Raw genomic sequence first — 26,243 nt, forward strand, 5'->3', positions numbered from 1 at the left:
GCCCGGCCCGGGAAGGGATTCGCCGACCCGGGCGTTGCCGACCCCGGCAGCGGTGTCGGACGAAAGAGCGGTGGTCGCATGGCGGCAGGAGCCTGGGGCGTGGCCCGGACGATGGGCCGGGACTCCTCCGTCGTCGACGAGTCGGTCCCCCGGGGAACGACCCGCCGCGTGCTGTCGTACGCCCGTCCGTACCGGGGCACCATCGCCGTCTTCCTCGTGATCGTCACCCTCGCGGCCCTGACGTCGGTCGCCGCCCCGTTGGCACTGAAGACCGTCGTCGACGACGGCGTCATCCCCGGTGACCGCCGGGTCGTCGTCCTCACGGCCCTGGCGGTCGCCGCGATCGCCGTCGCCGAGGCCGTCCTCACCCTCGTCCAGCGGTGGTACTCCGCCCGCATCGGGGAGGGCCTCATCCTCGACCTGCGCAGCCAGGTGTTCCGGCACGTCCAGGAGCAACCGATCGCGTTCTTCACCCGGGCGCAGACCGGCTCTCTCGTGACCCGCCTCAACACCGACGTCATCGGGGCGCAGGCGGCCTTCTCCAGCGTCCTGTCGGGGGCGGTGAGCAACACGATCTCCGTCGCCCTCGTGCTCGCCGCGATGTTCGCTCTGTCCTGGCAGATCACCCTCGTCTCGCTGCTTCTCGTGCCGCTCTTCGTCCTCGCCGCCCGTTGGATGGGGCAGCGGCTCGCCGGTCTCACCCGCGAGCAGATGACGATGAACGCCGACATGGGCTCGCGGATGACCGAGCGGTTCAACGTCGGCGGGGCGATGCTCGTCAAGCTCTTCGGCGATCCCGACCGCGAGTCGGCCGAGTACACCCGGCGGGCCGCACGGGTGCGTGACCTCGGTATCGCCCTCGCCGTCAACCGCACCTTCTTCATGGCCGCGCTCACCCTCGTCGCCGCCCTCGCCACGGCGATCGTCTACGGCCTCGGCGGGATCCTCGCGATCAACGGCTCCCTGTCCGTGGGGACGCTGCTGGCCCTCGCAGCGCTCCTCACGCGCCTCTACGGTCCGCTCACCTCGCTGTCGAACATCCGCGTCGACGTCATGACGGCGCTCGTGTCGTTCCAGCGGATCTTCGAGGTCCTCGACCTCCGCCCGGCGATCGTCGAGCGCACCGGTGCGATCGAGCTGCCCGGCGGCTCGTTGTCGGTGCGGATGCGGGGGGTCTCCTTCGCCTACCCGTCCGCCGACGAGATCTCGCTCCGCTCGCTCGAGAGCACGGCGCCGGGGGACCGGAAGGGGTCAGGTCCGGTGCTGCGCGACATCGACCTCGCCGTCGAGCCCGGCCAGCTCGTCGCGCTCGTCGGCCCGAGCGGCTCCGGCAAGACCACTCTGACCACGCTCGTCGCGCGCCTCTACGACCCGACGGACGGGATCGTCGAGGTCGGTGGGACCGACCTGCGGGATGCGTCCCTGGCCAGCGTCCGGAACCGGATCGGGATGGTCACCCAAGACGCCCACATGTTCCACGACACGATCCGCGAGAACCTCGTCCTCGCCAAGCCCGACGCCACGGACGAGCAGATCTGGGCCGCCCTCGACGCGGCGCAGGTCGGAGATCTCGTCCGCCGTCTGCCGGCCGGGCTCGAGACCGTCGTCGGCGACCGCGGGCACCGGCTCTCCGGCGGGGAGAAGCAGCGACTGGCGATCGCCCGGCTCCTGCTGCGCTCGCCCGGGGTCATCGTCCTCGACGAGGCGACGGCCCACCTGGACAGCGAGTCCGAGGCGGCCGTCCAGCGCGCGCTCGACGTCGCGCTCCACGGACGGACGGCGCTCGTCATCGCCCATCGCTTGTCGACCGTCCGCGGGGCCGACCAGATCCTCGTCGTCCAGGACGGCCGGATCGTCGAGCGGGGCACCCACCCCGACCTGCTCGCGGCGGGCGGCCTGTACGCCGACCTCTACCGGACGCAGTTCGCCGACGCCTGAGGCCGGGGTCCGCTCAGGCGTCCTCCTCGTCCCAGATGCGGACCTTCCTCGGCCGCTCCCGCGGGCCTTCGTGGCCTTCGGCGCGCCAGCGGGCATCGGCGACCTGCCGTCGGACGCCGAGGGCGACGAGGACGAAGCCGATCGGCATCGCGGCCCACCACTGGAACGCGTAGAACAGGTGCGGACCGGTGCCGGTCGTCGGCTCGGCCAGCCGCGCCGGCCGACGCTCCGGCGGGGTCGGGACGCCGCCGGCCCGCTCCTCGTCGAGGACGACGTAGCCGCCCAGGACCGGTCCGCCCGCGAGGTGGGCGGCTGCGTCGAGGTCGATCGTCCCGAGCTGGGGGCGGGGGAGCGGCTCGCTCGGTTCGCTCTCCGCGCGGCGCAGCCAGCCGGTGACGGTGACCTCGCCCGGCGGCGGCTCCGGCACGTCCGGGAGCACGGCGGCGCCCTCGTCGGAGTTCGGCACCCAGCCCCGGTCGACGAGGACGACACCGTCGGCGGTGCGCAGGGGGACGAGGACCTCGTATCCGTAGGTTCCCTCGAGCGGCCGGTTGCGCACGAAGATCGTGCGCGCCGTGTCGTACCGGCCCGTGGCCATGACCGTCGTCCACTCCCGGGAGGGATCCAGCGGGGCGTCGCCGACGACCTCGGTCACGGGCACCGGCGGGGCGTCGTAGTGGGCCTGCACGAGCTGCGCACGCTCGTGCCGGGCCTCGTAGCGGTGCCACTGCCACTGGCCGAGGAACCACGCGGCGACCGCGAACACCACGGAGGCGAGCAGTGCGAGCACCCAGTCGCGCCGGAGCAGCACCCGTGGCCAGGAGGGAACGACCTCGCTCACCCGGCGCCCTCGGGGATCTGCTCGACCGGGACCGTGGACCGGAGGAACCCGCGCAGGCCCAGGAAGTCACCCAGCGAGCCGACGTGGTCCTCGCAGGCCAGCCAGACCTTGCGGCGCGAGTCCTCGTGCAGCCGCGGGTTGTTCCACAGCAGGGCCGAGGTGGCGCGGGCACGGCACCCCTTGGCGCTGCACACGGCCTCCGACCCCGGGGTCGGGCTCATGCCTCGATCCGGCGGGGTCCGGTCTCGACCGGACCCACCGGGCGCGCGGGCTCGGCGCCGCGGCTGCCGACCGCGTTCGCGACGACGACGGCGATGTACGGCAGGACGGTCGCGAGCACGACGGGGACGATCCGCAGCCACCCGTCGACGACGAAGACGAGGAGGAAGCAGGCGGTGCGGATGGCCATCATCACGAGGTACTTGCGGGCACGGTCGGCCTGCTCCTCGGCGGGAGCCTGAGGGAGATCGGTGATCGACTGGACGGCCGGCGGCACCCGGCCAGCCTACGCGCGGGGGTCGGGCACGTCGCTCACGGCGTCCTCGCCGATCCCCAGCAGGGCGAGGACGAGGTCGAGACGACGCGTGCGCAGCGAGCACGGCGCCGCCTCGCGCACGACGGCCTTCGCGCAGAACGCGATGCCCACCCCGGCCGCCGCGATCATCCGCAGGTCGTTGGCGCCGTCGCCGATGGCGACCGTCCGTGCCTGCGGGATCCCGAGCTGCTCGGCCAGCTCGGTGAGGAAGGCCTGCTTGCGGTCGGGGTCGACGACGGCTCCCGCGACGGTGCCGGTCAGCTGACCGCCGTCGGTGCCCAGACGGTTGGCCTCGGCGTGGTCGATCGCCAGCGGGGCGACGAGCTGGTCGACAATCTCCTGGAAGCCGCCGGAGACCACCGCGACGGTGCCGCCGGTCGCCCGGACGGTCGCGGCGAGCCGGCCCACGCCCGGGGTGTACCGCACCCGGCGGCGCGCGTCGTGCAGCACGGAGGTCGGCAGGCCCGCCAGGGTCGCGACCCGCGCATGGAGGCTCTCGGCGAAGTCGAGCTCGCCGCGCATCGCGCGTTCCGTGACGGCCGCGACCTCCTCGCGCGTTCCGGCCGCGTCCGCGAGGAGCTCGATGACCTCGTCCTCGATGAGGGTCGAGTCGACGTCGAGGACGACGAGTCGTGGTCCGGGGCCGAGCGCGGACCCGGGGACGACGTTGACGTCGACGTCGTCGGCTGCGCAGGGCGCGACGGCCGAGCGCGCCGCGTCGAGCCCGAGGCCCTGGACCTCGACGAGGGTGGCCCGCGTGCACGGACCGTCGAGCGACCGGGTCCCGTGGGTCGAGCCGCCGGCGGCCTCGATCGCCGACACGGCCGAGCCGAGGACGGTGTCGAGGGCTTCGGTGCCCGCGGCCGCGGTGACGACGAGGGCGCACGTCGGGGCGTCGGTCACGGCCGGACCTCCTGCTCCTTGCCGACGACGGTGATTCCGGACTCGGTCACGACGAAGCCGCGTGCGAGGTCGTGCTCGTGGTCGACACCGATGGTCGTCCCCTCCGGGACCACGACGTTCTTGTCGATGATCGCCCTGCGGACCTGGGCGTGCCGACCGACCCGTACGCCGTCGAGGAGGACGGAGTCGTTGACCGTCGCGTAGCTGCGGACGAAGACGCGTGGCGAGAGGACGCTGTTGTCGACGCGGCTGCCGGAGACGACGACGCCGGGGGAGACCATCGAGTTGAGCGCTCCGCCGAACCCGCCGGTGTCGCCGTGGACGAACTTCGCCGGCGGATGGATGCCCGGGTCGGTGAAGATCGGCCACGCCTCGTTGTAGAGGTTGAAGATCGGGTGGATCGACGTGAGGTCCATGTGCGCCTCGTAGTACGAGTCGATCGTCCCCACGTCGCGCCAGTACCCGCGGTCGCGGTCGGTGGCCCCGGGGACGACGTTGTCCTTGAAGTCGTACGCCCACGCGTCGCCGGTCGCGACGAAGGCCGGGACGATGTCCCCGCCCATGTCGTGCTTGCTGCCCTCGCGGTGGTGGTCCTCCGTCACCGCCCGCTCGAGCACGTCGGCGTCGAAGACGTAGTTGCCCATCGAGGCGAAGATCTCGTCGGGTGCGTCGGGCAGGCCAGAGGTCTCCTTCGGCTTCTCGCGGAAGGCGGCGATGCGACGCGGCTCGGCGGGATCGACCTCGATGACCCCGAACTGGTCGGACATCGCGATCGGCTGGCGGATGGCCGCGACGGTGACGCCCGCGCCCGTCTCCACGTGCTGCTGGATCATCTGGGAGAAGTCCATCCGGTACACGTGGTCCGCGCCGACGACGATGACGATGTCGGGCCGCTCGTCGTGGATCGTGTTCAGGCTCTGGAAGATCGCGTCGGCGCTGCCGAGGTACCACGACTTGCCGCGCCGCTGCTGGGCCGGGATCGGGGCGACGTAGTGGCCGAGCATCGTCGGCATCCGCCACGTCTTCGTCACGTGCCGGTCGAGGCTGTGGGACTTGTACTGCGTGAGGACGACGACCTTGAGGCAGCCGGAGTTGACGACGTTGCTCAGGGCGAAGTCGATGAGGCGGTACTGACCACCGAACGGGACCGCGGGCTTGGCCCGGTCGGCCGTCAGCGGCATCAGCCGTTTGCCCTCCCCTCCGGCGAGGACGATCGCGAGCACCTTCGGTCCACCGGAGCGGTATGGCATGCCTCCAACCTACGACCGTGGTGGCGTCCGCGCACACCCCGTCCGGGTCTAGATTCAGGACGTGCGCATCGACATCCTCAGCAAGGAGTACCCCCCCGAGATCTACGGCGGAGCCGGGGTGCACGTGGCCGAGCTGACCCGGGCGCTGCGCCGTCGGGACGACGTCGACGTGCGGGTCCGGGCCTTCGGGGGAGATCGCGACGAGGCGGGCACGTGGTCGTACGCCGAGGATGCCCGGCTGCGGGCCGCGAACGCGGCGCTCGCCACGATGGGGGTCGACCTGGCGATGGCGGCCGACGTCGTCGCCTCACCCGACGGCGCGCCGGCCGCCGACCTCGTGCACTCGCACACCTGGTACGCCAACCTCGGCGGGCACGTCGCCAGCCTGCTCGGCGGCGTGCCGCACGTCGTCTCGGCCCACTCCCTCGAGCCCCTGCGCCCGTGGAAGGCCGAGCAGCTCGGCGGGGGCTACCGGCTGTCGTCCTGGATCGAGCGGACGGCGTACCTGTCCGCGGCCCGGATCATCGCGGTCTCCGCCGGGATGCGGGCGGACATCCTGCGGGCGTACCCCGACGTCGACCCCGAGCGCGTCGAGGTCGTCCACAACGGGATCGACACGCAGCTCTGGCGCCCGGTCCAGGACCCGGACGCCCTGCGTGCCCTCGGGATCGACCCGGACGCACCGACGGTGGTGTTCGTCGGTCGGATCACCCGGCAGAAGGGCCTGCCGTACCTCCTGCGGGCCCTCGCCCAGCTACCTCCGCAGGTGCAGGTCGTCCTCTGCGCGGGGGCACCCGACACCCCCGAGATCAAGGCCGAGGCCGAGGGGCTCATCGCCGAGCTGCGGACCGAGCGCGAGGGCATCGTGTGGATCAGCGAGATGCTCCCGCGAGAGAAGGTCGTGGCGATCCTGTCCGCCGCCACCGTCTTCGTCTGCCCCTCGGTGTACGAGCCGCTCGGCATCGTCAACCTCGAGGCGATGGCGTGCGGCCTGCCCGTCGTCGGGACCGCCACCGGCGGTATCCCCGAGGTCGTGCTCGACGGGACGACCGGGTGGCTCGTGCCGATCGAGCAGGTCGACGACGGGACCGGGACGCCGGTCGACCCGGACCGCTTCGTCTCCGACCTCGCGGCCGCGCTCACGGACGCGGTGTCGGACCCCGAGCGGGCGCGGCGGCTCGGTGCGGCGGGTCGCGAGCGGGCGGTCGAGCACTTCTCCTGGGACGCGATCGCGGAGACGACGGTCGGCGTCTACCGCAGGGCCCTCGCGGGCTGAGCCCGCGGCGTCAGGAGCGCCAGCCGGCCGCGATCGCGACGGCGGCGTTCGTCGCGTCCTCGAGGTGGCGCAGCGCCCGCCCCCGCAGCCGACGGATCGCGGCGTCCCGTTCACCGTGGTGGACGGCGGTCAGCGCCCCGCTCGGCGCGGAGACGGCCGCGTCGCACACCGCGACGACCGTCCCGGCGCGGGTGATGGTCTCCAGCGCGCGCCGGTCGATGCCCGGCGGCAGGCCCCAGGACGCCCCGACGGCGCTGTCCCGCAGGTCGTCGACGAGCGCGCCGACGAAGGGCGTGCCGCCGATCCGCTCGAGGTCGAGCGTCGCCTCCCGCAGGTCGCTCGCCAAGGCGCGGCCGGACTCCCGGACGTCGAGGGCCTCGACCCGGTGCCGGGGGACTGGATCGGCGTCCGCGCGGTGGACCTGGATCCGGGTGCCGCGGTCGCCCGCGGGCCCGTACCCGGAGGCGGCGACGACGAGCACGGTCCCGGTCATCGGGAAGAGCACCGCGCCGCCTGCGTCGACGACCTCGGCGACGACACCGGCCGGTGCACGCAGCAGCGGGCTCGGTGCGCCGTCCTCGGGGAGGACGGCGAGGGCGGCGCGTTCCCCCAACGCGTGCAACCCGGCGACGAGCTCCGCATCGAGTCCCGCGACGTCGTCCGCGACCGCCAGGCCGGCGGCGGCGGCCGCCGCGGGGTCGACGCCCGGCCGGTTCCAGCCGACCGTCGCCCACAGGGCGAGACGGACGGCGGCGGGCAGGTCGAGCACCGCGGCATCGTAGGCGGGGCCCCCTGGGGGCGAGCCGCGGCGGCTAGGGTCGAGGTCATGACTGACGTCCTCGCCTTCGCCGGAGTGAGCGTCCGACGCGGCGGTGCGACCCTCGTCGAGGGGATCGACTGGGAGGTCGAGGAGGGCCAGCGCTGGGTCGTGCTCGGACCGAACGGTGCGGGCAAGACGACCCTGCTGCAGCTCGCGGCCGGGCGCCTGCATCCCTCCGCCGGTGTGGCCGGCGTCCTGGGCGAGGTCCTGGGCGCGGTCGACGTCTTCGACCTCCGGCCCCGGATCGGCCTCGCCAGCGCCGCCCTCGCCGAGGCCATCCCGGCCTCCGAGACCGTGCGCGACGTCGTCGTCACCGCCTCCTGGGGGGTCGTCGGCCGGTGGCGCGAGCCGTACGACGATCTCGACCACGCCCGCGCCGCAGGGCTGCTCGAGGCGCTCGGCGCCGAGCATCTTGCGGGACGGACGTACGGCACCCTGTCCGAGGGGGAGCGCAAGCGGGTGCAGATCGCCCGTGCCCTCATGACCGATCCCGAGCTGCTCCTGCTCGACGAGCCGGCCGCCGGGCTGGACCTCGCCGGCCGCGAGGACCTCGTCGCCCGGCTGGGCGCGATCGCCGGCGACGTGGAGGCCCCGGCCCTCGTCCTCGTGACCCACCACGTCGAGGAGATCCCGCCGCACTTCACCGACGTGCTGCTCCTGCGCGAGGGGCGGGTCGTCGCACAGGGACCGATCGAGCTCGCGCTCACGGCGGAGAACCTGTCGGCGACGTTCGGCCTTCCGCTGTCGCTCGAACGCTCCGGCAACCGCTGGTTCGCCCGGGCCCGCACGGCAGACTGAGGGACGACCGCACCCGGCAGGAGGGACTCACGATGGAGTGGATGGACCAGAACGGCTGGCTGGCGTGGATGGGGCTCGCGCTCGTGCTCGTCGCCATCGAGGCGATGACCGTCGACCTCGTGTTCGTCATGCTCGCGGGCGGCGCGGTTGCCGCGGCGATCGTCGCCGCGCTGGGCGGGGGACTCGTGCTGCAGGTGGTCGTCGCCGTCGTCGTGGCGCTCCTGCTCGTCGGGGTCGTCCGCCCGATCGCCAAGCGACAGCTGACCCGGCCGGGAGATTCCGGCCCGATCGGGGCGGCGGCGCTCGTCGGCCGGGAGGCCCGCGTCCTCGAGCCGGTGACCGAGGTCGACGGCCGTGTGCGTCTGGCCGGCGAGACGTGGAGCGCGCGCGTGCCCGACGACGTCCGCCGGATCGAACCGGGCGAGGAGGTCCGGGTCCTGCGCATCGAGGGTGCGGTCGCCGTCGTCGTCCCGGAGGAGCCCGGCGCCCGCTGACGTCGTCGGGGCCGTCCGACATACTGATCACGGTCGGCTCGCCCGGCCCACCGCTCGCGGTGTCGTCGATCTCAAGGGGGATCCATGGAGTTCGTCATCCCGGTGTTCCTGCTCGCGCTCGTGCTGTTCGGGCTCGTGCTCCTGTTCAAGACCGTGCGGATCGTGCCGCAGCAGACCTCGCTCATCATCGAGCGGCTCGGCAAGTACCACCGCACGCTCGAGGGCGGCATCCACATCCTCGTGCCGTTCGTCGACAAGGTCCGGGCGAACATCGACCTGCGCGAGCAGGTCGTGTCCTTCCCGCCGCAGCCGGTGATCACCTCCGACAACCTCGTCGTCAACATCGACACCGTCATCTACTACACGGTGATCGACGCGAAGTCGGCCGTGTACGAGATCGCGAACTTCATCCAGGGCATCGAGCAGCTGACGGTGACGACGCTCCGCAACGTCATCGGTTCGCTGGACCTGGAGCAGACCCTCACCAGCCGCGACCAGATCAACAGCCAGCTCCGCGGGGCCCTCGACGAGGCGACCGGCCGTTGGGGGATCCGGGTCAACCGCGTCGAGCTGAAGTCCATCGACCCGCCGATGTCGGTCCAGGAGTCGATGGAGAAGCAGATGAAGGCCGAGCGTGACCGCCGCGCCGCCATCCTCAACGCCGAGGGCGTCAAGCAGTCCCAGATCCTCACCGCCGAGGGTGACAAGCAGTCGGCGATCCTGCGCGCCGAGGGTTCGGCCCAGGCCCGGGTTCTCGAGGCGCAGGGTCAGGCCCGCGCCATCAAGCAGGTCTTCGACGCCATCCACCGGGGGAAGCCGACCCAGCGGCTGCTCGCGTACCAGTACCTGCAGGTCCTTCCGCAGATCGCTCGCGGCGACAGCAACAAGATGTGGATCGTCCCGAGCGAGCTGACCGACGCCCTGCGCAGCATCGGCGGGGCCCTCGGCAGCACGCCGGACGGCCAGCCGCCGAACCTCGACGACGACGCGTGGGTCGAGCCGGAGGGGTCGGACGAGGACGCCTTCGCCGACATGGCCCTCGAGGACCCCGCGAAGGCTCTGGCCGAGGCCCGGGGCCAGGCCGGTCGCGCCAGCAAGGAGGCGAGCGAGCACGCGACGCCGGTCGGCCGGGTGCAGCCGGCGGCGACCCCCGACCCGAACGTGCCGCCCCTGCCGCCGGAGACCTCGGCGCCGGTCGCGCCCCAGCCGCCGGTCGCGGTCGAGCCGGCGGACATGCCGCCGCCCGTGGAGCGCCCCGCGGGGCCGCCGGCGACCCCCGGGACGCCCGGCCTCTGACGCACGCAGCGCCCCCGCGGCTACGACGCCCGGCCCCCGACTAGGGTGGCCGGGTGTCCGGCGTCGAGATCCTCATCGTGCTCGTCGCCGCCGTGTGGGCCGGCCTCATCAACACGGTCGTCGGCTCCGGGACGCTGGTCACCTTCCCCGCGCTCCTGCTCGTCGGGATCCCGCCGCTCACCGCGAACGCCTCGAACGGGCTTGGCCTCCTCGGCGGTGGCGTATCGGGGATGTGGGGCTACCGCCGCGAGCTGTCCACCAGTGCGGCGCGGGTGCTGCGGCTCCTCCCGTGGGCGCTGCTCGGTGGCGCGACCGGCGCGGTCCTCCTTCTCGCCCTCCCGCCGCAGGTGTTCGAGGTCGCCGTCCCGGTGCTCATCCTCCTGGGGCTCGCGCTCGTCGTCCTCGGCCCGCGGATCCAGGAATGGGTACGCCGTCACCACCACGAGGGGAACGAGGGGGCCGGAGAGCCCGCATGGATGCGCCGGCTGCTGCCGGTGGGTGTCGGGCTCGTCGGGGTGTACGGCGGGTACTTCGGAGCGGCGCAGGGCGTGATCCTCATGGGGGTGCTCGGCGTCCTCGTCGCCCTGCCGCTGCAGGTCCTCAACGGCTGGAAGAACCTCCTGGCGACCGCGAACAACGCGGCGTCCTCGCTCGTCTTCCTCGTTCTCCGGCCGGGTCTGGTTCGCTGGGACGTCGTCGGGGTCCTCGTGATCGGCTCGCTCGTCGGCGGTTGGCTCGGCGCCCGGGTCGGTCGGCGACTGCCGCCGACCGTGCTGCGGGCGGTCATCGTCCTCGTGGGGCTCGTCGGCATCGCCGTGGCGGTGGGCCGCTGATGCCGACCGTCCTCACCGACCCGCACGACGACCGCCTCGCCGACTACGTGAGCCTCACGGACGTCGCCCTCCGTCGCGTCCTCGAGCCGGAGGGCGGGCTCTACGTCGCCGAGTCGGAGAAGGTCATCCGACGCGCGCTGGCCGCCGGTCACCGGCCGCGCAGCTACCTCATGGCCGCCCGGTGGCTCGAGGACCTCGAGGACGTCGTCGCACAGGCCGAGGCCGCAGGCGTGCCCGTGTACGTCGGAGAACCGGACGTCATCGAGGGAATCACCGGCTTCCACCTGCACCGCGGTGCTCTTGCGTCGATGCACCGTCCCGTCCTGCCCCCGGTCGCGGAGGTCGTCGCCGACGCCCGGCGGGTGCTCGTCGTCGAGGACGTCGTCGACCACACGAACGTCGGTGCGGTCTTCCGGTCCGCGGCGGGCCTGGGGGTCGATGCCATCCTCGTCACCCCGCGGTGCGCCGATCCGCTCTACCGGCGCTCGGTCCGGGTGTCGATGGGCACGGTCTTCCAGGTGCCGTGGACGCGCATCGACCCCTGGCCCGGCGGCGTCGAGGTGCTGCGCGACCTCGGCTTCACCGTGGCCGCGCTCGCCCTCGCCGACGATGCGATCACACTCGACGAGCTCGCGGCCGACCCACCGGAGCGTCTCGCGCTCGTCCTGGGGACGGAGGGCGACGGCCTGTCCCGCAGGACGGTCGCGGCGGCGGACGTCACCGTGACGATCCCCATGGCCGGGGGAGTGGACTCGCTCAACGTGGCGGCGGCAGGCGCCGTGGCCGCGTGGGCCCTGCGCCTGCCGCCGTCCTGACGCGGTGGGAGGTCAGGCCTCGCGCGGAGGCTCCGCGTACGTCCCGGTGATCGTGCCGCGCGCGATCGTGTGGGAGAGGTACTGGAAGGCCGCCGCCGTCGGGGTGCTGGAGTCCCGGATGTCGAGGTCCGCGGTGTCGAGCGCGTGGACGGCGAAGACGTACCGGTGGGCCCGGTCTCCGGGAGGCGGGCAGGGCCCGAGGTAGTCGCGGCCGCCCATGTCGTTGGCCAGGGTGAAGGCGCCGCGGGGCAGCTCGTCGCCGTCGAGCGTGCCTGCGTCGACCTCGAGCTCGGTGCACGAGGCCGGCAGGCCGATGACGGCCCAGTGCCAGAAGCCGGCCGGCGTCGGTGCGTCGGGGTCGAAGCACGTGACGACGAAGGACTCGGTCTCCTCGGGGAAGCCGGACCACGCCAGGTGCGGGGACATGTTCGCGCCGGGGTAACCGCCGTCGTCGTAGACGTGGCGGTCGGGCAGGGTGGCGCCGTCCTCGAAGGACTCGCTCGTCACGGCGAACGAGGGGACGGTCGGGAGCAGCTCGTAGGGGTCGGGTGCGACAGGTCGGTCGAGTGCCATGCCACGACCCTATGAGATCCGCGTCACCTGACGAGGCGATCGAGCAGCGTGTCGATCTCTGCCGCAGGGTCGAGCGTCAGACCGCTGTGGACCGCTGAGGGACGCAGGACCGTGCTGCGGGGGGCGCTGAGCCAGCCGAAGCGACGTCCGGGCGTCGGAAGATCGGGACGGCCGGCGCCGGCAATCCCTCGGCACACGTCGTCGACGACGACGAGCGCGGCGTCCAGGGCATCGAGGTCGAGGGACGGGAAGGCCGCGGCGAGCCGCTCTCGATCCAGGTGCGCGCCCACGGCGAGGTGGTCGGCGGCCTGGCAGTGCAGGACGACCCCCACGTTGAGATGCTCATCCCGGTCGGCCCGCGGCACGCAGCGCAGGACGACGTACTGGTACGGGAGGAGATCGCTCATCGCAGGTCCTCCGGCAGCCAGGGACGGTCGCCCGCCAGGCGCGCGAGGAGCAGGTCGACATAGGCCTGCCGGACGTCGTTCGGCGTCGGCAGGGCGCCGGTGGTCTCGAGCCAGCTCTCCGGGACCTCGTCGACGATCGCGACGAGCGTGTCCGCGGTGAGGATCTCGGTCGCCCGGGAGTCCACCTCGCGCAGGGACACGCACCGCTCACGCAGGGCGTGATCCGCCGAGGCGAACGGCTGGGCGGCGAACGCCGCGGGGTCGGGGGCCCGCCGCGGCCACGCGTGGTGGACGTACAGCGCTGCACCGTGGTCGATCGCCCAGAGGTCGCCGTGCCACACGAGGAGGTTCGGGTTGGCCCACGTGCGGTCGACGTTCGCCGTGAACGCGTCGAGCCAGACGATGGCCTCCGCCTCGGCGCGCCCGGCCGGGCGGGAGCCGTCGTAGCCGAAGGCTCCGGGCAGGAAGTCGACACCGAGGTTCGTGCCGACCGAGGCGGTGAGCAGGTCCTGGACCTCCTCGTCCGCCTCGTACCGCGCGATGTCCCGGGACAGGTCGAGGACGGCGAGCCGCGGGACCCGGATGCCCAGTCGGGCAGCCACCCCGGCGACGATCACCTCGGCGACGAGGACCTTCAGGCCCTGGCCGGCGCCGCGGAACTTGGCGACGTACGTCCCGCAGTCGTCCGCCTCGACGACACCCGGGAGCGACCCGCCCTCGCGGAGGGGGACCGCGTACCGGGTGATCCGGGCGTCGTCGAGCACGGGCGAACCCTAGCCTCCGACCCGCAGGGTCAGCGCGTGACGTCGACCATCTGCGCGTTGAAGAACGGTGCCTCGACGCGAACCTTCGTCACGCCGTCCGGCAGCGGCGGGTACAGCCACGTCATGCGGAAGGGCTTGGAGACGATGTCATCGGGCTTCTCGCTGCACAGGCACTTGCCGTCGACCACGGTGAGCACGTGGTACCGCTTGCGCGCCTCGACGTCGACGAAGGTGACGAGGTCCGGCTGGCCGTAGTACTCCGAGGCGAGGCTGCTGACGCTCGCCGGACGCGTGGCGCTCAGCTCCCACACGAGCCGGGTCGCGGTCCGGCCCGCCTCGACCCTGACCACACCGATCTTCGCGGGGACGTCGAGCGGAGCCTCCCGGTCCGCGCCCTCGGCGCGAAGCTTGCCCCGAAGGGTCGCCTTCGGCGCGCCCTGGCTGATCGCGAGCATGTCCTCGGTGATCTCGAACGTCTTCTTCCCCGAGTACACCTTCTCCGCACGCGGCGCCTCGCCGGAAGCAGACGATTCGCTGGAGCTCGCAGTCGCGGGCGGACCGTCGGAGCCGGTGTCGTTCCCCAGGCTGCACCCGGCAAGGCCGGTCGACAGGACGAGGCCGACGGCCCCGGCGCGCAGGGCGGCACGGCGTGCACGGTCGCGGATCGTCGTCATCGGGCACCTCCGGCCTGGAACGTGATCGTGACCCGACGGTTGCGCTGGCGGCCCTGCGCCGGGATCGCAGGTCGCTCGCTGGGCGATGTCCACACGAGCCCGTGGCACGACGGGGCCCAGAACGGCGACAGCCCCGGCGAACCGGGGCTGTCGTGATGCGGTGTCCGAGGGGGGACTTGAACCCCCATGCCCGATAAAGGGCACTAGCACCTCAAGCTAGCGCGTCTGCCAATTCCGCCACCCGGACAGGTGGTCTGCGAACACGTGGGGCGCGCTCGCGACGACGGGCTACGTTAGCACCGTCGGGCTCGCTTGCCGAAATCGACCCGCGCCCCACGCGTCGCACCGGGCTCAGAGGGTCGCCAGGCGCGTGTTGCCGATCTGGTCGCCGTAGTGGCGGCGGATCGACACCTTGCGCTCGATGTCCTCGATGATCGCCGGGGCGAAGTCGACGCCGTACAGGCTCTGGCAGCTGCCGAGGCCGCCGGGGGAGAACACGTTGACCTCCATCAGCTTGTCGCCGACGATGTCGAGCCCGACCAGGAACATGCCGTCGGCGATGAGCTTGGGCCGTACGGCGTCGACGAGCTGGAGCATCTCGTCGGTGACGTCGACCTTCGACGCCGTGCCCCCAGCCGACATGTTCGACCGGAGGTCGTCGGTCTGGCTCGTCCTGCGGAAGGCCGCGTACTCCCCGTCGACGACCAGCGGCTGGCCGTTCATGACGAACATCCGCACGTCCCCGTCCTTGGCGGCGGGCAGATACTCCTGCGCGACGACGTAGCCGTCGCGGGAGATCGCCTCGACGATCTGGGACAGGTTCGGCGACTCCTTCCGGTCGACGAGGAAGACGCCGCTGCCGCCGGAGCCCTGGAGCGGCTTGAGCACGGCGCGACCGCCGAGGTCGTCGATGAACTCCTCGATGCGGTCCTCGTCGCGCGAAATGAGGGTGTGGGGGCGCACGGCCTCGGGGAAGTGCTGGAAGTACGCCTTCGACAGCGCGTGGGCGAGGTTCGTCGGGTCGTTGACGACGAGGACGCCGTTCTGGGCCATGAGCTGCCCGAAGGCCACCCCGGCGGTGTTCGCCCACGGGTTCTCGGTCGCGTCGTCGGCCGGGTCGCTCCGGAGCATGACGGCGTCGAACTCATCGAGCGAGGCGACCTCCGCGTCGGCCTGCTGCACGTCCTTCAGGTACCGCTCGAGGGACCGGTACTTCGTGCCGGGCGCCTGCTGGACCGTGCCGGCGAGCGAGCCGTCGGGCTCGTACCCGAAGTCGCCGATTCCGGTGAAGCACGCCTCGTGCCCCATCCGGGTCGCGGCCAGCGCGAGGCGGGTCGTGGTGTACAGGTGCTTCTCGGTGGCGATGTCGTTGACGACGAAGCCGATCTTCATGGGCTCTCCTGGGGTGTGTCGGGTGACGCCGGTCAGTGCTGGGCGAGGTCGAGGAGGGAGTCGGCGTGGGCCGCCTCGTGGATGCGAGCTGCGGCGGCCTCGTCGGCCAGGTGGCGGGGCCGCAGCGCGGGCGGTTCGAGCAGCCCGCGGTCGCGCAGGTCCGCGACGAGGGGCAGGTCGCGCAGCCGGAACTTGCCGAGGAAGAACGGCTCGAGCTCACCGCCGTCTCGGACGTGGTCGAGCAGCTCGAGCAGCCCGCGCAGGTAGATGGCGTCCTTGGTCAGGCCGCCGGCGCGGTGCACGCGCATCGCCGTCGTGAACGCGCCGCCCGGGCTGAACCCCTCTGAGACGAGGGCGGCGTGGTTCTCGCCGAAGGACGCACCGGCCAGCATCCGGTCGACAGCGAGGACCCGACCGCCCAGCTGCCGGAGCCGGGAGACGGTCAGGCCCCCGCAGGCGATCTCGCCCAGAACGGCCAGACCCTCCTGCGTCTCGTCGTACCCGGCGAAGCCGTTGGACAGGAGCGTCACGGGCTGGCGGGACCCGTTGGCGTGAGTCACCAGGTGGGTCCCCACCTCGTGGTGGACGAGGGCGTCGAGACGCACGGTGTCGACGCGCGCGTCGGTGCTGATGAGGAGGCTGTCGCCCTCGACGAGGACGCCGGTGACGTCGTCACGGATGCGCGAGTGCATCTCGACGTCGGGGTCCGTCTGCCGGTACGCCTCGATCTCGACCATCGCGCGCTCGTGGACCGCCTGCGCGCCGACCTTCGCCCGGTCCTCGACGGGGGCCGGCACGGCCGAGACGATCGCGGTGGCCACCTCGCGCAGCCGGTCGTCGACCCCGCCGAACAGCAGCTCGCTCGTCGACCGGAACTCCGGAGTGCAGCGCTGCGCGAGCAGCCGCGCCTGCAGGCGCATCTCGTCCCGCTTGCTGCGCAGCAGGTGCGCCAGGGTGACGTCCTCGACGCCGTCCACGTCGATCGCCTCGATCTCGGCGGTCAGGACGGCGGGGTCGGTGTCCGGCTCCCGGTACGTGAACTCGGGCTCGGTCCCGTCGGCGAGGAAGCGGGCCTTCTCCTCGGCGACGTCGACGGGGGTGATCGCGAGCAGCAGGCGCACACCCTCCGCGAGGCGCGAGAGGGCGTGATCGACCGCGAGGTCCGTGGGCGCGAGCCCCGGCCGCTGGTCCGTCATCGACGCACCTGGGCCAGCGCGGCCAGCACGGGCTCGGCCGTGGCCTCGAGCGCGGCCGCGAGCTGATCGATCACCTCGTCCTGCGGCGTGCCGGTCCACTCGTCCATGTACGTCTTCTTGAACTCCAGAGCAAGGGCGCAGCCGGTGCCGGGGTAACGCTCGTGGACCCAGCGAGCGAGATGAGCTCCCCGGAACCGGACGTTCTCACGCACGTCGATCGGACCCTCGACCGTCGATCGCGCCGAGAGGGCCTGGGTGAAGGCGTCGACGACCGGGGCGAACCGCTCCCGGTCGAGAGAGCCCGTCCCGAGGTTCACCTGCGGGTTGTCGGCCACCGGGGCAGGCGGTGCGTCGGCGCCGTCTCGCCGGTGGTTGTAGGAGTGGCAGTCGTAGAGGACGAACGGCCCGCGCGCGGCGATCGGGTCGAGGTGACGGGCCAGCTGCGCGTAGAACTCGTCGTGCAGCCGCCGGCTCTCCTCCGCGGCGTCCTCGTCGAGCCTCTCGCCCTCCCAGACGACCAGTCCCCAGCAGTCGTCGGGCGTGGCGTAGACCGCGCCCTCCCGGTCTCGGTTGAGGTCGACCTCGAAGCGCGAGCGGTGGACGCGCACCACCGACGGCATCCGGCCGCTGATCCGGTCGGTGAACGGGTCCTCCTCGCGGAAGCGCAGGTCCTCGTCGAGGACCATGCGTCGTGCCAGGTCGGCCCGGACGTCGTGGCCGGCGTGGATCGACGTGGCGACGAGCTGGCCGTCGAACGGGCCGGAGAAGGTGAAGGCCGGTCGGTCTGCGGTCATGCCTCCTTTCTAGCCGACGACCGCCCGCGGCGCCGGACCGTAGGCTGACGCGCATGCCCGAGATCACCGCCGAGGACGAGGTCGTCCGGCTCTGCCAGGAGCTCATCCGGATCGACAGCTCCAACTACGGGGACGGCAGCGGGCCGGGCGAGGCCGAGGCCGCGCGCTACGTCGTGGAGCAGCTGCGCGAGGTCGGTCTGGAACCCCGGACCTTCGAGTCTGCGCCCAGGCGGGTGAGCGTCGCGGTGCGCATCCCCGGCGCCGACCCTGTTCGCCCCGGGTTGTGCCTGCACGGCCACCTCGACGTCGTGCCCGCCGAGGCCGCCGACTGGCAGGTGGACCCGTTCTCGGGCGAGCTGCGTGACGGGTGCGTCTGGGGCCGCGGAGCCGTGGACATGAAGGGGATGGACGCGATGATCCTCGCGCTCGTCCGGGAGAACGCCCGCGCTGGTGTTCTGCCCCCGCGCGACCTCGTCGTCGTCTTCTTCGCCGACGAGGAGGCCGGCGGGGAGCACGGGTCGCAGTTCATGGCCCAGGAGCACCCCGAGGTGTTCGCGGGCGTCTCGGAGGCGGTCAGCGAGGTCGGCGGGTACAGCGTCACCGTGCCGACCCCGGAGGGCGGGCGGGCGCGGGCCTACCTGCTCCAGACCGCCGAGAAGGGGATCGCCTGGCTCACCCTGCGGGCCCGGGGGACGGCCGGCCACGGGTCGGTCCCGAACGACGACAACCCCATCGCCCACCTCGCCGGTGCGGTCGCGAGGATCGCCGATCACGAGTGGCCCGGGCAGCACATCGACTCCGTCCGCGACCTGCTCGCCGGCCTCAGCCGACTGACGGGGATCCCGGTGGAGGACGTCGAGGGCCTGCTCGCGACCATCCCGGGTGCAGCCGGTTTCGTTCGGGGGACGCTGCGGGACACCTCGAACCCGACCGTGCTCTCCGGCGGCTACAAGCACAACGTCGTCCCGCAGACGGCGACGGCGGCGATCGACTGCCGCTTCCTGCCCGGTCACGAGGACGACGTCATGGCGACGATCCGCGAGCTCGCCGGGCCGCACGTCGAGGTCGAGGTGCACCACCGGGACATCGCCCTCGAGACCGACCTCGAGGGCCCGCTGGTCGAGGCCATGATCGCCGCGATCGGGGCCGAGGACCCGGGCGCGACCGTCCTGCCGTACTGCCTGTCCGGCGGCACGGACAACAAGGCGTTGGCGACCCTCGGCATCACGGGGTACGGCTTCGCGCCGCTGCGCCTGCCCGAGGACCTGCCGTTCGCGCCGATGTTCCACGGGATCGACGAGCGGGTCCCGGTGGACGCGCTCACGTTCGGCGTCAAGGTGCTGCGCCGCCTCGTCGCGACCTCCTGAGGGGGCCGGGTCGGCCGACGCGGCAACAGGATGGCCGCCGGATCTCCCGCGTCGGCCGTCGGCGGGATACCGTCGCCCCATGAGCGCGGACCCCCGGCAGGCCTTGGCCACCTTCGTCACGGCCCTCGAGCGGCACCTCGAAGCCTCCGCGTCCCGGCGGGGCGAGGACGACCCTGTCGTCATCGCCGCCTACGACGACCTCGCCGACGCCTTCGAGGCGTACGACGATGCGCTGCTCGAGGCGTACGGAGAGATGACCCCGCTCGACATCTACACCGGCCTCGACGACGAGGACGAGGACGAGGATGATCTCGACGACGAGGACGAGACCCCTCGCCGGTACACCGGGCTCGACGACGAGGACCTCGACACCGACGACTGAGGGGCTCGCCGGTCATCGGCTCCTTCCAGGCGCCCGGCGGGCGCCCGTGCGAGCATGTCCGCCGTGCTCCTCGACGTCGCCACCACGCCAGACCTCAGCTATCTCGACGCGATCATCCTCGGGGTGGTCGAGGGGCTCACCGAGTTCCTGCCGGTCTCGTCCACCGGGCACCTGACGATCACCGAGAAGCTGCTCGGGTTGCCCGTCGACCACCCCGCGGTCACCGCGTACACCGTGATGATCCAGTTCGGGGCGATCTGCGCGACCTTCCTCTACTTCGCCCGGAAGATCGCCCGCCTCGTCGGCGCCTGGGCCCGCGGCCTGGGGTCGGCGCAGGCCCGCCAGCACCCCGACTGGAACCTCGCCTGGGCCGTCATCATCGGGTCCCTGCCCGTCGGGATCGTCGGATTCCTCGGCAAGGACGTCATCGCCGGACCGCTGCGCAGCCTGTGGGTCGTCGCCGCAGCCCTGGTGCTGTGGAGCGCCGTCATGGTCGTCGCCGAGCGTCATCACGCCGCGCTCGAGCGGCGCGACGCGATCCGCGGCGAGGGTCGGGTGACCGTCGTCGACGGCGTCCTCATCGGCCTGGGGCAGTGCTTCTCGCTCATCCCCGGGGTCTCCCGCAGCGGCGCGACGATCTCCGCCGGTCTGCTGCGCGGCCTCGACCGGGTGACCGCGACGGAGCTGTCGTTCTTCATGGCGATCCCCGCCCTCACGGCCGGGGGCATCTTCGAGGCAGTCGACGCCCGGCACGAGCTGGTCCACCTGGGGATCGGGCCGATGATCGTCGGGACGGTCGTCGCCTTCCTCGTCGCCTATGCCTCGATCGCGTGGCTGCTGCGCTTCGTCGCGAGCAACACCCTGCTCGCCTTCGTCTGGTACCGCGTCGGCCTGGGCATCGTCCTGGCCGGTGCTCTGGCGGCGGGCGCGATCAGCGCGACCTGATCGGTCAGAGCCAGCCGGAGCGGCGGAACGTCCGATAGAGCAACCAGCAGGCCAGCACCATCACCGCGAGGACGACGAAGTAGCCGATCCGCAGGTGCTCGCCGCGCCACGGAATGCTGGCGGTGAGCTCGGGCATGTACTCGAAGTTCATCCCGTAGACGCCCGCGATCATCGTCGGCACGGCAGCGATCGCGACCCATGCCGAGATCTTGCGCATGTCCGCGTTCTGCTGGACCCCGACCTGGGCGAGGTGCGCCGCAAGGATGTCCGACAGGAGCCGGTCCTGGGACTCCGCGTTGTCGATGGCCTGGCCGAGGTGGTCGGCGACGTCCCGCAGGAGCAGCCGGGCCTCGCGGCTCTTGATGGGCGTCTGCTCACCCACCAGCAGCGACAACGGGTGCTCCAGCGGCTTGACGGCCCGTTTGAACTCGAGCACCTCCCGCTTGAGCTTGTAGATGTCCTGCGAGGAGACGTGCCCGCCGTCCGCGAAGATCTGTTCCTCGATCTCCTCCAGGTCCCGCTGGACCTCGGACTCGACGTAGACGTACTGGTCGACCACGGCGTCGAGGACGGCGTGGAGGACCGAGACAGCGCCCAGGCGGAGCCGGTCGGGGTCGGCCTCGAGGCTCGCCCGGACGTCCTTGAGCGGGCTCGCCTCGCCCCGGCGGACCGTGACGACGAACCGGTCACCGATGAAGAGCATGACCTCGCCGGTCTCGACGTCGGACGTCGCCTCGATGTAGCGCAGCGTCTTGAGGACGGCGAACATCGTCCCGTCGTAGCGCTCGATCTTCCCCCGCTGACGGCCCTCGATCGCGTCCTCGACCGCGAGCGGGTGCAGCTCGAGCTCGTCGTTGACGACGGCGAACTCGCGGTCCGAGGGGTTCTTCAGACCGATCCAGATGAACGAGCTCGAGTCCTCGTCCGCGCGGATGCGGGCGAGCTCGTCACTGAGGTCCTCGCAGGGACGACGCTTGCCGTCCCGGTACACCGCTTGGTCGACGATCACGGCGGACATTGTCCATGTCGCCAGCACCTACCCTGAACCGGTGAGCACCTGCGTCCTCCTCCGTCACGGCCGCTCGAGCGCGAACGCCGCGGGCGTGCTCGCCGGATGGATGCCCGACGTGCACCTCGACGAGACCGGGCGCGCGGACGCAGCGGCCGCGGCGCGGGCACTCGTCGACGCCGCCCCCGTCCTCGTGGTGTGCAGCCCCCTGCAGCGGTGCCGCGAGACGGCCCGGCCCCTCCTGGACGCACTGCCCGGGCTGAGACGCCTGGAGGAGGTGGACCTGGGGGAGTGCCGGTACGGCGCGTGGACCGGACGGGCCATCGCCGAGCTCGCCCAGGAGCCGCTGTGGCGAGCGGTGCAGGACGACCCGGCGAGCGTGACCTTCCCCGCGCACCCGGAGCACGAGACCGAGTCGATCGCCGCGATGGCCGACAGGACGTGGGCCGCCGTCGAGCGGATCGGCCGCACCGTCGACGAGACGCACGGGACGGACGCGGTGTGGGTCGCGGTCAGCCACGGTGACCCGATCAAATCCGTCCTGGCGAACGCCGTGGGGGTCGGCCTCGCAGGCTTCCAGCGCTTCCACCTCGACCCCGGGTCCCTCAGCGCGGTCACGCTCGGCGAGCGGCCCGCCCTCCTGTTCGCGAACGTCACCCGGTCCCCGGTCGGCGACCGCCTGGCGCACGCCCGTCGCACCGACGGGCCGACCGTCGGAGGGGACACCGGCGGCGCCCCGGTCACCCGTTAGGGTCGGGCCATGTCCCTCGTGGAGTTCGACCCGCCGGACAGGTTCGTCGTCGGAACCGTGGGCATGCCCGGCCAGCGCACCTTCTTCGTGCAGGCCGCGGGCGGCGGCCGGCTGGTCAGCGCAGCCCTCGAGAAGCTGCAGGTGCAGGCGCTCGCGGAGCGCGTCGGCGACCTGCTCGACGAGATGGTCGGCCCGGCGGTCGTCGACGCCGTGGACGTCGACAACGAGCCGCTGACCACGCCCATCGAGGAGGACTTCCGGGTCAGCGCGATCGCGCTGTCCTGGGACGCCCAGCGAAAGGTCGTCGTCGTCGAGGCATACGACCGGGACCCCGATGACCCGGAGGAGGGCCCCGCCCGGGGGCTGCGGGCGGTCCTCGCACCGGGCGCGGCCCGCGCCTTCGGCACGCGTGCCCTCGCGGTCGTCGCGCAGGGCCGGCCGGCGTGCCCCTTCTGCAGCGGCCCGATCGACCCGGTCGGCCACGTCTGTCCCCGGGCCAACGGCTACCGCAGGTGACCCTCGGACGTCCCGACGAGCACGAGCTCGAGACCGGGGATATCCGGCCGCTGGCCCGCATCACCGGGGCGTCGAACATCGCCTTCCTCGTCGACGTCCGGCACGACGGGACGGGACTGGCCGTCTTCAAGCCGGAGGCGGGTGAGCGGCCGCTGTGGGACTTCCCCGACGGGACCCTCGCCCGGCGCGAGCGCGCCGCCTACCTCGTCTCCCGCACCGGTGGCTGGGGCCTCGTCCCGCCCACGGTCCTGCGCGACGGCCCGGGCGGCCCCGGCTCCCTGCAGACGTGGATCGGCGACCGCACGGCCCCGGCCCCCGCGGCGGTCGACCTCGACGTCCTCGACGAGGTGCCCGACGACCATCTCGGGATCGTCGTCGGGGAGGACGAGGGTGGGGCGGACGTGGTCGTGCACCACCGCGACGACCCCCGGCTGCGATCGCTCGCGGTCCTCGACGCCGCGCTCAACTCCAGCGACCGCAAGGCGGGCCACGTCCTCGCCTCCGACGAGGGCATCCACGCCATCGACAACGCGGTCTCGCTCCACGTCGACCCGAAGTTGCGCACGGTGCTGTGGGCATGGGCGGGTCAGCCGCTGCCCGAGCCGGACGCCCGCAAGCTCGAGACCCTCGCCGCGGCGCTCGAGCGTGACGGACTCCGAGACGAGCTCGGCACCCTCTTGACGGTCCCGGAGATCGCCGCCCTGGAGGACCGCGTGAACGCTCTCCTGGCCTGCGGCGTCCACCCCGCGCCCACGGACGGATGGCCCCCGCTCCCGTGGCCACCGGCCTGACCTAGGCTCACCCCGTGCAAGCCTGGCCCACCCCTCCCGTCCCCGACGTCCCCGGCCTAGGCCCCCAGCCACGGCTCCACGACACGGCGAGCGGAGTGCTCCGGCCGGTCGAGCCGGGCGACGAGGCACGGCTGTACGTCTGCGGCGTCACGCCCTACGACACCACCCATCTCGGGCACGCGGCCACCTACATCGCCTTCGACGTCCTCCACCGCTCGTTGCTCGACGCGGGGCACGATGTCGCCTACGTCCAGAACGTCACGGACGTCGACGAGCCGCTGCTCGAGCGGGCGGCACGTGACGGCGTCGACTGGACGGCCCTCGCGACCGACCAGATCGCGCTCTTCCACGCGGACATGGAGGCCCTCGCCGTCATCCCGCCCCGGCACTACGTCGGCGTCGTCGAGTCGATGGAGGAGATCGCGGCCGTCGTCCGGGAGATCGACGCCAGCGGCCACGCGTACCTGCTGCCCGTGGACCCGAACGACCCGCAGGGCCCGGCGGACGTCTACCTCGACACGCTCTCCCTCGGCGGTGTCGGTGAGGTGACCCAAGCCGGGCGCGGGGAGCTCCTCGCGCTGTCGGCGGAGCGAGGCGGCGACCCGGGGAGGGCCGGCAAGCGGGACCCGCTCGATCCCCTCCTCTGGCGCGCCGAGCGGCCGGGTGAGCCGGCCTGGGACGGCGGGAGCCTCGGTCGAGGCAGACCCGGCTGGCACGTGGAGTGCACGGCCATCGCCCGGCGGTACCTCGGCGCCCCGATCGACGTCCAGGGCGGCGGGAGCGACCTCGTCTTCCCCCACCACGAGATGTCGGCGCTGCAGTCCCGCGCGATCGACGGCGGCCCCTTCGCCCGCTGCTACGCCCACCAGGGGATGGTCGCGCTGCACGGCGAGAAAATGAGCAAGTCGAAGGGCAACCTCGTCCGGGTCTCGACGCTGCGTGAGGCGGGCGTCGACCCGATGGCCGTCCGTCTCGCTGTTCTCGCCCACCACTACCGGGACGACTGGGAGTGGTTCGACAGCGACCTCGACGCCGCGCGGGCACGGCTCGACCGATGGCGGTCGGCCGTCGCGCTGCCCGCAGGACCGGGCGCCGATGGATGCGTGCGCGCGGTCCGCGCCGCCGTCGCGGAGGACCTGGGCACGCCGCGCGCCCTGGCAGCCGTCGACCGGTGGGTGGATGCGGCGCTGTCCGTCGGCGGCGACGACCCGCAGGCCCCGAGCCTCCTCGGACGCCTCGTCGACCGGGTGCTCGGGGTCCGACTCTGACCGACCGCGCGGCCGCGGGTCGCCGTCCTCAGCCGGTGAGGTCCTTGCCGCCCGGACCTTGGTCGCGCAGGTAGGCCTCGAACTCGCGCGCGATCGCGTCACCCGAGGCCTGCGGGAGACCGGCTGTGTCCTGCGCCTCCTCGAGCGCCTGGACGTACTCGGTGACCTCGTCGTCGTCGGCTGCGATCTCGTCGATCGTCGCCTCCCACTCCCGCGCTGCCTCCGGCAGCGCTCCGGCCTCGATCGGCACCTCGATGAGGGACTCCACCCGGGCGAGCAGCGCCAGGGTCGCCTTGGGCGAGGGCGCGACGCCGGCGTAGTGGGGCACGGCGACCCAGCAGGAGATCGACGTGAGCCCCGCCTGGTCCACCGCGTCCGCCAGGACCCCGGTGATGCCGGTGGGGCCCTCGTAGGTGCTGCGCTCGAGGTCGTACCGGTGGATCGTCGCCTCGTTCTCGGAGGTGGCGGTTACCGGGATCTCGCGGGTGTGGGCCACGTCCGCCATGAGTGCGCCGAGCGTGACGACGGCGCCCACCCCGAGGTCCTCGGCGAGCTCGACGATCTCCGTGCTGAAGCGTCGCCACCGGAAGGACGGCTCGATGCCCTGCACGAGGATCACGTCCCGGCGGCCGACCCGCTGCACGGGAGCGTGCAGCACGCGCGTCGTCCGCCACTGCACCCGGCGGCGCACGCCTTCGGCGACCATCCGCGGACGGGTGACCTGGAAGTCGTAGTAGTCCTCCGGGTCGAGGGCAGCGATGGGACGCGGGTCCCAGAGGTCGACCAGGTGCCCGAGCGCGCCGGAGGCAGCATCGCCGGCGTCGTTCCACCCCTCGAACGCCACCACCATGACCGGGTCGTGCAAGGGCGGGACATTCATCAGCTCGATCATCGATCGCCCTCCTCTCAGCAGGTCCGTCCGATCAGCCTAGGCTGCCGCGCGTGACGGAGACGCCGAACGCCCTGCCCGCCGCCGTGCTGTGGGACATGGATGGAACCCTTGTCGACACCGAGCCGTACTGGATGATTGCCGAGCACGAGCTGGTCGAGGAGTTCGGCGGGACGTGGACCGACGAGCTCGGGACGGAGCTCGTGGGGAACGACCTCATCACGTCGGCCGAGTTCGTCATCGCCCACTCTCCGGTCACGCTCGCCCCGGCCGAGGTCGTCGAACGTCTTCTCGTCCGGGTCATCGAGCAGGTCCGCGCCCACGTGCCGTGGCGTCCGGGGGCGCAGGAGCTGCTCGCCGACTGCCGACGGCACGGCGTGCCCTGCGCGCTCGTGACGATGTCGTGGACCTCGCTGGCGAGGGCAGTCGTCGACGAGCTGCCCGAGGGGACCTTCGCCACCGTCGTCACCGGGGACGCGGTGACCCGCGGCAAACCTGACCCGGAGGCCTACCTCGTCGCCGCCGACCGGCTGGGTGTCCGACCGGGGGAGTGCGTCGCCATCGAGGACTCCCCGAAGGGGGTGGCCTCGGCCGTGGCCGCCGGCGTGCCGACCCTTGCGGTGCCGCACGTCGTCCCCGTCCCGCGCACCGAGGGATCGGTCCAGATCCCGAGCCTGCGCGGCATGGGAGTGGCTGACCTGCATCCGGCCTTGGGGCGCTGACCGG

At 72.6% G+C, this 26,243-nt stretch carries 30 protein-coding genes and 1 tRNA gene; 15 read left to right on the top strand and 16 right to left on the bottom strand.

Going from position 1 to position 26,243, the window contains the following annotated elements:
* The first annotated feature begins 78 nt into the window (after positions 1-78).
* A complete protein-coding gene (locus DAA34_RS08935) occupies positions 79-1,938 on the top strand; it encodes an ABC transporter ATP-binding protein (protein WP_106818618.1) in 1,860 nt (619 codons plus the stop codon).
* 13 nt (positions 1,939-1,951) lie between these two features.
* On the opposite strand, the gene DAA34_RS08940 is transcribed toward DAA34_RS08935, so the two are convergent.
* From DAA34_RS08940 to glgC, 5 genes are read right to left on the bottom strand one after another with little or no spacing between them, the layout of a single operon-like run.
* Positions 1,952-2,779: an SURF1 family cytochrome oxidase biogenesis protein gene (locus DAA34_RS08940; RefSeq protein WP_234354184.1), complete on the bottom strand. Its 828-nt coding sequence runs from the start codon at positions 2,777-2,779 to the stop codon at positions 1,952-1,954.
* The gene (locus DAA34_RS08945) at positions 2,776-3,000 is read right to left on the bottom strand and encodes a hypothetical protein (RefSeq protein ID WP_106818620.1); all 225 of its coding nucleotides are present in this window, start codon (positions 2,998-3,000) and stop codon (positions 2,776-2,778) included. The genes DAA34_RS08940 and DAA34_RS08945 overlap by 4 nt, the downstream gene beginning before the upstream one ends.
* Positions 2,997-3,275: a DUF3099 domain-containing protein gene (locus DAA34_RS08950; protein WP_106818622.1), complete on the bottom strand. Its 279-nt coding sequence runs from the start codon at positions 3,273-3,275 to the stop codon at positions 2,997-2,999. The genes DAA34_RS08945 and DAA34_RS08950 overlap by 4 nt, the downstream gene beginning before the upstream one ends.
* A gap of 9 nt (positions 3,276-3,284) precedes the next feature.
* Entirely contained in the window at positions 3,285-4,217 is a 933-nt protein-coding gene (gene serB / locus DAA34_RS08955; RefSeq protein WP_158707691.1) for a phosphoserine phosphatase SerB, read from the bottom strand.
* Positions 4,214-5,467 (bottom strand): glucose-1-phosphate adenylyltransferase, encoded by a 1,254-nt coding sequence (glgC, locus tag DAA34_RS08960; RefSeq protein WP_106818624.1) that lies wholly within the window; start codon positions 5,465-5,467, stop codon positions 4,214-4,216. The genes serB and glgC overlap by 4 nt, the downstream gene beginning before the upstream one ends.
* A 61-nt stretch (positions 5,468-5,528) precedes the next feature.
* On the opposite strand from glgC, the gene glgA reads away from it, so the two are divergent.
* The gene (gene glgA / locus DAA34_RS08965) at positions 5,529-6,743 is read left to right on the top strand and encodes a glycogen synthase (protein WP_106818626.1); all 1,215 of its coding nucleotides are present in this window, start codon (positions 5,529-5,531) and stop codon (positions 6,741-6,743) included.
* Between the two features lie 10 nt (positions 6,744-6,753).
* Here the strand turns inward: glgA and DAA34_RS08970 are convergent, their stop codons facing one another.
* A complete protein-coding gene (locus DAA34_RS08970) occupies positions 6,754-7,512 on the bottom strand; it encodes a hypothetical protein (RefSeq protein WP_106818628.1) in 759 nt (252 codons plus the stop codon).
* A 57-nt stretch (positions 7,513-7,569) separates the two neighbouring features.
* Between DAA34_RS08970 and DAA34_RS08975 the strand changes: the two genes are divergently transcribed.
* The 5 genes from DAA34_RS08975 (at position 7,570) to DAA34_RS08995 (ending at position 11,799) form a co-directional block, all read left to right on the top strand.
* The gene (locus DAA34_RS08975) at positions 7,570-8,361 is read left to right on the top strand and encodes an ABC transporter ATP-binding protein (RefSeq protein WP_106818630.1); all 792 of its coding nucleotides are present in this window, start codon (positions 7,570-7,572) and stop codon (positions 8,359-8,361) included.
* A gap of 32 nt (positions 8,362-8,393) precedes the next feature.
* Positions 8,394-8,855, top strand: coding sequence for an NfeD family protein (locus tag DAA34_RS08980; RefSeq protein WP_106818632.1), 462 nt, complete (start codon positions 8,394-8,396; stop codon positions 8,853-8,855).
* A gap of 84 nt (positions 8,856-8,939) precedes the next feature.
* Positions 8,940-10,151, top strand: coding sequence for an SPFH domain-containing protein (locus tag DAA34_RS08985; RefSeq protein WP_106818634.1), 1,212 nt, complete (start codon positions 8,940-8,942; stop codon positions 10,149-10,151).
* A gap of 53 nt (positions 10,152-10,204) precedes the next feature.
* On the top strand, positions 10,205-10,984 hold the full coding sequence (locus DAA34_RS08990) for a sulfite exporter TauE/SafE family protein (RefSeq protein ID WP_106818636.1): 780 nt from the start codon (positions 10,205-10,207) through the stop codon (positions 10,982-10,984).
* A complete protein-coding gene (locus tag DAA34_RS08995) occupies positions 10,984-11,799 on the top strand; it encodes a TrmH family RNA methyltransferase (RefSeq protein ID WP_106818638.1) in 816 nt (271 codons plus the stop codon). The genes DAA34_RS08990 and DAA34_RS08995 overlap by 1 nt, the downstream gene beginning before the upstream one ends.
* 12 nt (positions 11,800-11,811) lie before the next feature.
* On the opposite strand, the gene DAA34_RS09000 is transcribed toward DAA34_RS08995, so the two are convergent.
* The 8 genes from DAA34_RS09000 to DAA34_RS09035 all read right to left on the bottom strand — a co-directional run bounded on the left by DAA34_RS09000 (position 11,812) and on the right by DAA34_RS09035 (position 17,599).
* Complete coding sequence (locus DAA34_RS09000) at positions 11,812-12,372, bottom strand: YbhB/YbcL family Raf kinase inhibitor-like protein (protein ID WP_106818640.1); 561 nt, start codon at positions 12,370-12,372, stop codon at positions 11,812-11,814.
* 23 nt (positions 12,373-12,395) lie between these two features.
* Positions 12,396-12,779, bottom strand: a complete 384-nt coding sequence (locus DAA34_RS09005; RefSeq protein WP_106818642.1) for a DUF3037 domain-containing protein — start codon at positions 12,777-12,779, stop codon at positions 12,396-12,398.
* The gene (locus DAA34_RS09010) at positions 12,776-13,543 is read right to left on the bottom strand and encodes a HipA family kinase (RefSeq protein ID WP_106818644.1); all 768 of its coding nucleotides are present in this window, start codon (positions 13,541-13,543) and stop codon (positions 12,776-12,778) included. The genes DAA34_RS09005 and DAA34_RS09010 overlap by 4 nt, the downstream gene beginning before the upstream one ends.
* A 29-nt stretch (positions 13,544-13,572) precedes the next feature.
* Positions 13,573-14,217 carry a hypothetical protein gene (locus DAA34_RS09015; RefSeq protein ID WP_106818646.1) on the bottom strand — a complete coding sequence of 215 codons (645 nt, stop codon included), beginning with the start codon at positions 14,215-14,217 and terminating at the stop codon, positions 13,573-13,575.
* 161 nt (positions 14,218-14,378) lie between these two features.
* A tRNA-Leu gene (locus DAA34_RS09020) sits at positions 14,379-14,464 on the bottom strand.
* Positions 14,465-14,568: 104 nt separating this feature from the next.
* Positions 14,569-15,609: a glutathione synthetase gene (locus tag DAA34_RS09025; RefSeq protein ID WP_106818648.1), complete on the bottom strand. Its 1,041-nt coding sequence runs from the start codon at positions 15,607-15,609 to the stop codon at positions 14,569-14,571.
* A 32-nt stretch (positions 15,610-15,641) separates the two neighbouring features.
* Complete coding sequence (locus DAA34_RS09030) at positions 15,642-16,805, bottom strand: flavohemoglobin expression-modulating QEGLA motif protein (protein ID WP_106818650.1); 1,164 nt, start codon at positions 16,803-16,805, stop codon at positions 15,642-15,644.
* On the bottom strand, positions 16,802-17,599 hold the full coding sequence (locus tag DAA34_RS09035; protein ID WP_106818652.1) for an N-formylglutamate amidohydrolase: 798 nt from the start codon (positions 17,597-17,599) through the stop codon (positions 16,802-16,804). Before DAA34_RS09035 ends, DAA34_RS09030 begins: the two co-directional genes overlap by 4 nt.
* A gap of 53 nt (positions 17,600-17,652) precedes the next feature.
* Here DAA34_RS09035 and DAA34_RS09040 point away from each other — a divergent pair, with 53 nt between their 5' ends.
* The 3 genes from DAA34_RS09040 to DAA34_RS09050 all read left to right on the top strand — a co-directional run bounded on the left by DAA34_RS09040 (position 17,653) and on the right by DAA34_RS09050 (position 20,293).
* On the top strand, positions 17,653-18,966 hold the full coding sequence (locus DAA34_RS09040) for a M20/M25/M40 family metallo-hydrolase (RefSeq protein ID WP_106818654.1): 1,314 nt from the start codon (positions 17,653-17,655) through the stop codon (positions 18,964-18,966).
* A gap of 79 nt (positions 18,967-19,045) precedes the next feature.
* Positions 19,046-19,348, top strand: coding sequence for a primosomal protein (locus tag DAA34_RS09045; protein WP_106818656.1), 303 nt, complete (start codon positions 19,046-19,048; stop codon positions 19,346-19,348).
* 54 nt (positions 19,349-19,402) lie between these two features.
* Positions 19,403-20,293 (top strand): undecaprenyl-diphosphate phosphatase, encoded by an 891-nt coding sequence (locus DAA34_RS09050; protein ID WP_106818658.1) that lies wholly within the window; start codon positions 19,403-19,405, stop codon positions 20,291-20,293.
* Positions 20,294-20,297: 4 nt separating this feature from the next.
* Here the strand turns inward: DAA34_RS09050 and DAA34_RS09055 are convergent, their stop codons facing one another.
* The gene (locus DAA34_RS09055) at positions 20,298-21,311 is read right to left on the bottom strand and encodes a magnesium and cobalt transport protein CorA (RefSeq protein WP_325027516.1); all 1,014 of its coding nucleotides are present in this window, start codon (positions 21,309-21,311) and stop codon (positions 20,298-20,300) included.
* A 31-nt stretch (positions 21,312-21,342) separates the two neighbouring features.
* On the opposite strand from DAA34_RS09055, the gene DAA34_RS09060 reads away from it, so the two are divergent.
* The 4 genes from DAA34_RS09060 to mshC are packed head-to-tail and all read left to right on the top strand — an operon-like array spanning position 21,343 to position 24,628.
* Positions 21,343-22,053: an MSMEG_4193 family putative phosphomutase gene (locus tag DAA34_RS09060; protein WP_158707692.1), complete on the top strand. Its 711-nt coding sequence runs from the start codon at positions 21,343-21,345 to the stop codon at positions 22,051-22,053.
* Positions 22,054-22,062: 9 nt separating this feature from the next.
* Positions 22,063-22,569 carry a DUF3090 domain-containing protein gene (locus DAA34_RS09065; protein WP_106818664.1) on the top strand — a complete coding sequence of 169 codons (507 nt, stop codon included), beginning with the start codon at positions 22,063-22,065 and terminating at the stop codon, positions 22,567-22,569.
* The gene (locus DAA34_RS09070) at positions 22,566-23,360 is read left to right on the top strand and encodes an SCO1664 family protein (protein ID WP_106818666.1); all 795 of its coding nucleotides are present in this window, start codon (positions 22,566-22,568) and stop codon (positions 23,358-23,360) included. Before DAA34_RS09065 ends, DAA34_RS09070 begins: the two co-directional genes overlap by 4 nt.
* Before the next feature lie 14 nt (positions 23,361-23,374).
* On the top strand, positions 23,375-24,628 hold the full coding sequence (gene mshC / locus DAA34_RS09075) for a cysteine--1-D-myo-inosityl 2-amino-2-deoxy-alpha-D-glucopyranoside ligase (RefSeq protein ID WP_106818668.1): 1,254 nt from the start codon (positions 23,375-23,377) through the stop codon (positions 24,626-24,628).
* Between the two features lie 28 nt (positions 24,629-24,656).
* Here mshC and DAA34_RS09080 read toward each other — a convergent pair whose 3' ends face one another.
* Positions 24,657-25,520, bottom strand: a complete 864-nt coding sequence (locus tag DAA34_RS09080; protein ID WP_106818670.1) for a PAC2 family protein — start codon at positions 25,518-25,520, stop codon at positions 24,657-24,659.
* 50 nt (positions 25,521-25,570) lie between these two features.
* Here DAA34_RS09080 and DAA34_RS09085 point away from each other — a divergent pair, with 50 nt between their 5' ends.
* The gene (locus DAA34_RS09085) at positions 25,571-26,239 is read left to right on the top strand and encodes an HAD family hydrolase (RefSeq protein ID WP_267894613.1); all 669 of its coding nucleotides are present in this window, start codon (positions 25,571-25,573) and stop codon (positions 26,237-26,239) included.
* Positions 26,240-26,243 lie beyond the last annotated feature (4 nt).

Origin of the sequence: Janibacter massiliensis (genome assembly GCF_900289115.1) — a bacterium.
Classification (GTDB): Bacteria; Actinomycetota; Actinomycetes; order Actinomycetales; family Dermatophilaceae; genus Janibacter_A; species Janibacter_A massiliensis.

Bases quoted from the DNA above. Each gene is read 5' to 3' on its own strand.
- DAA34_RS09000 (WP_106818640.1), bottom strand. From the start codon at position 12,372: ATGGCACTCGACCGACCTGTCGCACCCGACCCCTACGAGCTGCTCCCG.
- DAA34_RS08995 (WP_106818638.1), top strand. From the start codon at position 10,984: ATGCCGACCGTCCTCACCGACCCGCACGACGACCGCCTCGCCGACTAC.
- DAA34_RS09035 (WP_106818652.1), bottom strand. From the start codon at position 17,599: ATGACCGCAGACCGACCGGCCTTCACCTTCTCCGGCCCGTTCGACGGC.
- DAA34_RS09040 (WP_106818654.1), top strand. From the start codon at position 17,653: ATGCCCGAGATCACCGCCGAGGACGAGGTCGTCCGGCTCTGCCAGGAG.
- DAA34_RS09080 (WP_106818670.1), bottom strand. From the start codon at position 25,520: ATGATCGAGCTGATGAATGTCCCGCCCTTGCACGACCCGGTCATGGTG.
- DAA34_RS08985 (WP_106818634.1), top strand. From the start codon at position 8,940: ATGGAGTTCGTCATCCCGGTGTTCCTGCTCGCGCTCGTGCTGTTCGGG.
- DAA34_RS09065 (WP_106818664.1), top strand. From the start codon at position 22,063: ATGTCCCTCGTGGAGTTCGACCCGCCGGACAGGTTCGTCGTCGGAACC.
- DAA34_RS08935 (WP_106818618.1), top strand. From the start codon at position 79: ATGGCGGCAGGAGCCTGGGGCGTGGCCCGGACGATGGGCCGGGACTCC.
- DAA34_RS08980 (WP_106818632.1), top strand. From the start codon at position 8,394: ATGGAGTGGATGGACCAGAACGGCTGGCTGGCGTGGATGGGGCTCGCG.
- glgC (WP_106818624.1), bottom strand. From the start codon at position 5,467: ATGCCATACCGCTCCGGTGGACCGAAGGTGCTCGCGATCGTCCTCGCC.
- DAA34_RS09045 (WP_106818656.1), top strand. From the start codon at position 19,046: ATGAGCGCGGACCCCCGGCAGGCCTTGGCCACCTTCGTCACGGCCCTC.
- DAA34_RS09005 (WP_106818642.1), bottom strand. From the start codon at position 12,779: ATGAGCGATCTCCTCCCGTACCAGTACGTCGTCCTGCGCTGCGTGCCG.
- DAA34_RS08945 (WP_106818620.1), bottom strand. From the start codon at position 3,000: ATGAGCCCGACCCCGGGGTCGGAGGCCGTGTGCAGCGCCAAGGGGTGC.
- DAA34_RS09025 (WP_106818648.1), bottom strand. From the start codon at position 15,609: ATGAAGATCGGCTTCGTCGTCAACGACATCGCCACCGAGAAGCACCTG.
- DAA34_RS09050 (WP_106818658.1), top strand. From the start codon at position 19,403: ATGTCCGCCGTGCTCCTCGACGTCGCCACCACGCCAGACCTCAGCTAT.
- DAA34_RS09015 (WP_106818646.1), bottom strand. From the start codon at position 14,217: ATGACGACGATCCGCGACCGTGCACGCCGTGCCGCCCTGCGCGCCGGG.
- DAA34_RS09030 (WP_106818650.1), bottom strand. From the start codon at position 16,805: ATGACGGACCAGCGGCCGGGGCTCGCGCCCACGGACCTCGCGGTCGAT.
- DAA34_RS08975 (WP_106818630.1), top strand. From the start codon at position 7,570: ATGACTGACGTCCTCGCCTTCGCCGGAGTGAGCGTCCGACGCGGCGGT.
- DAA34_RS09055 (WP_325027516.1), bottom strand. From the start codon at position 21,311: ATGTCCGCCGTGATCGTCGACCAAGCGGTGTACCGGGACGGCAAGCGT.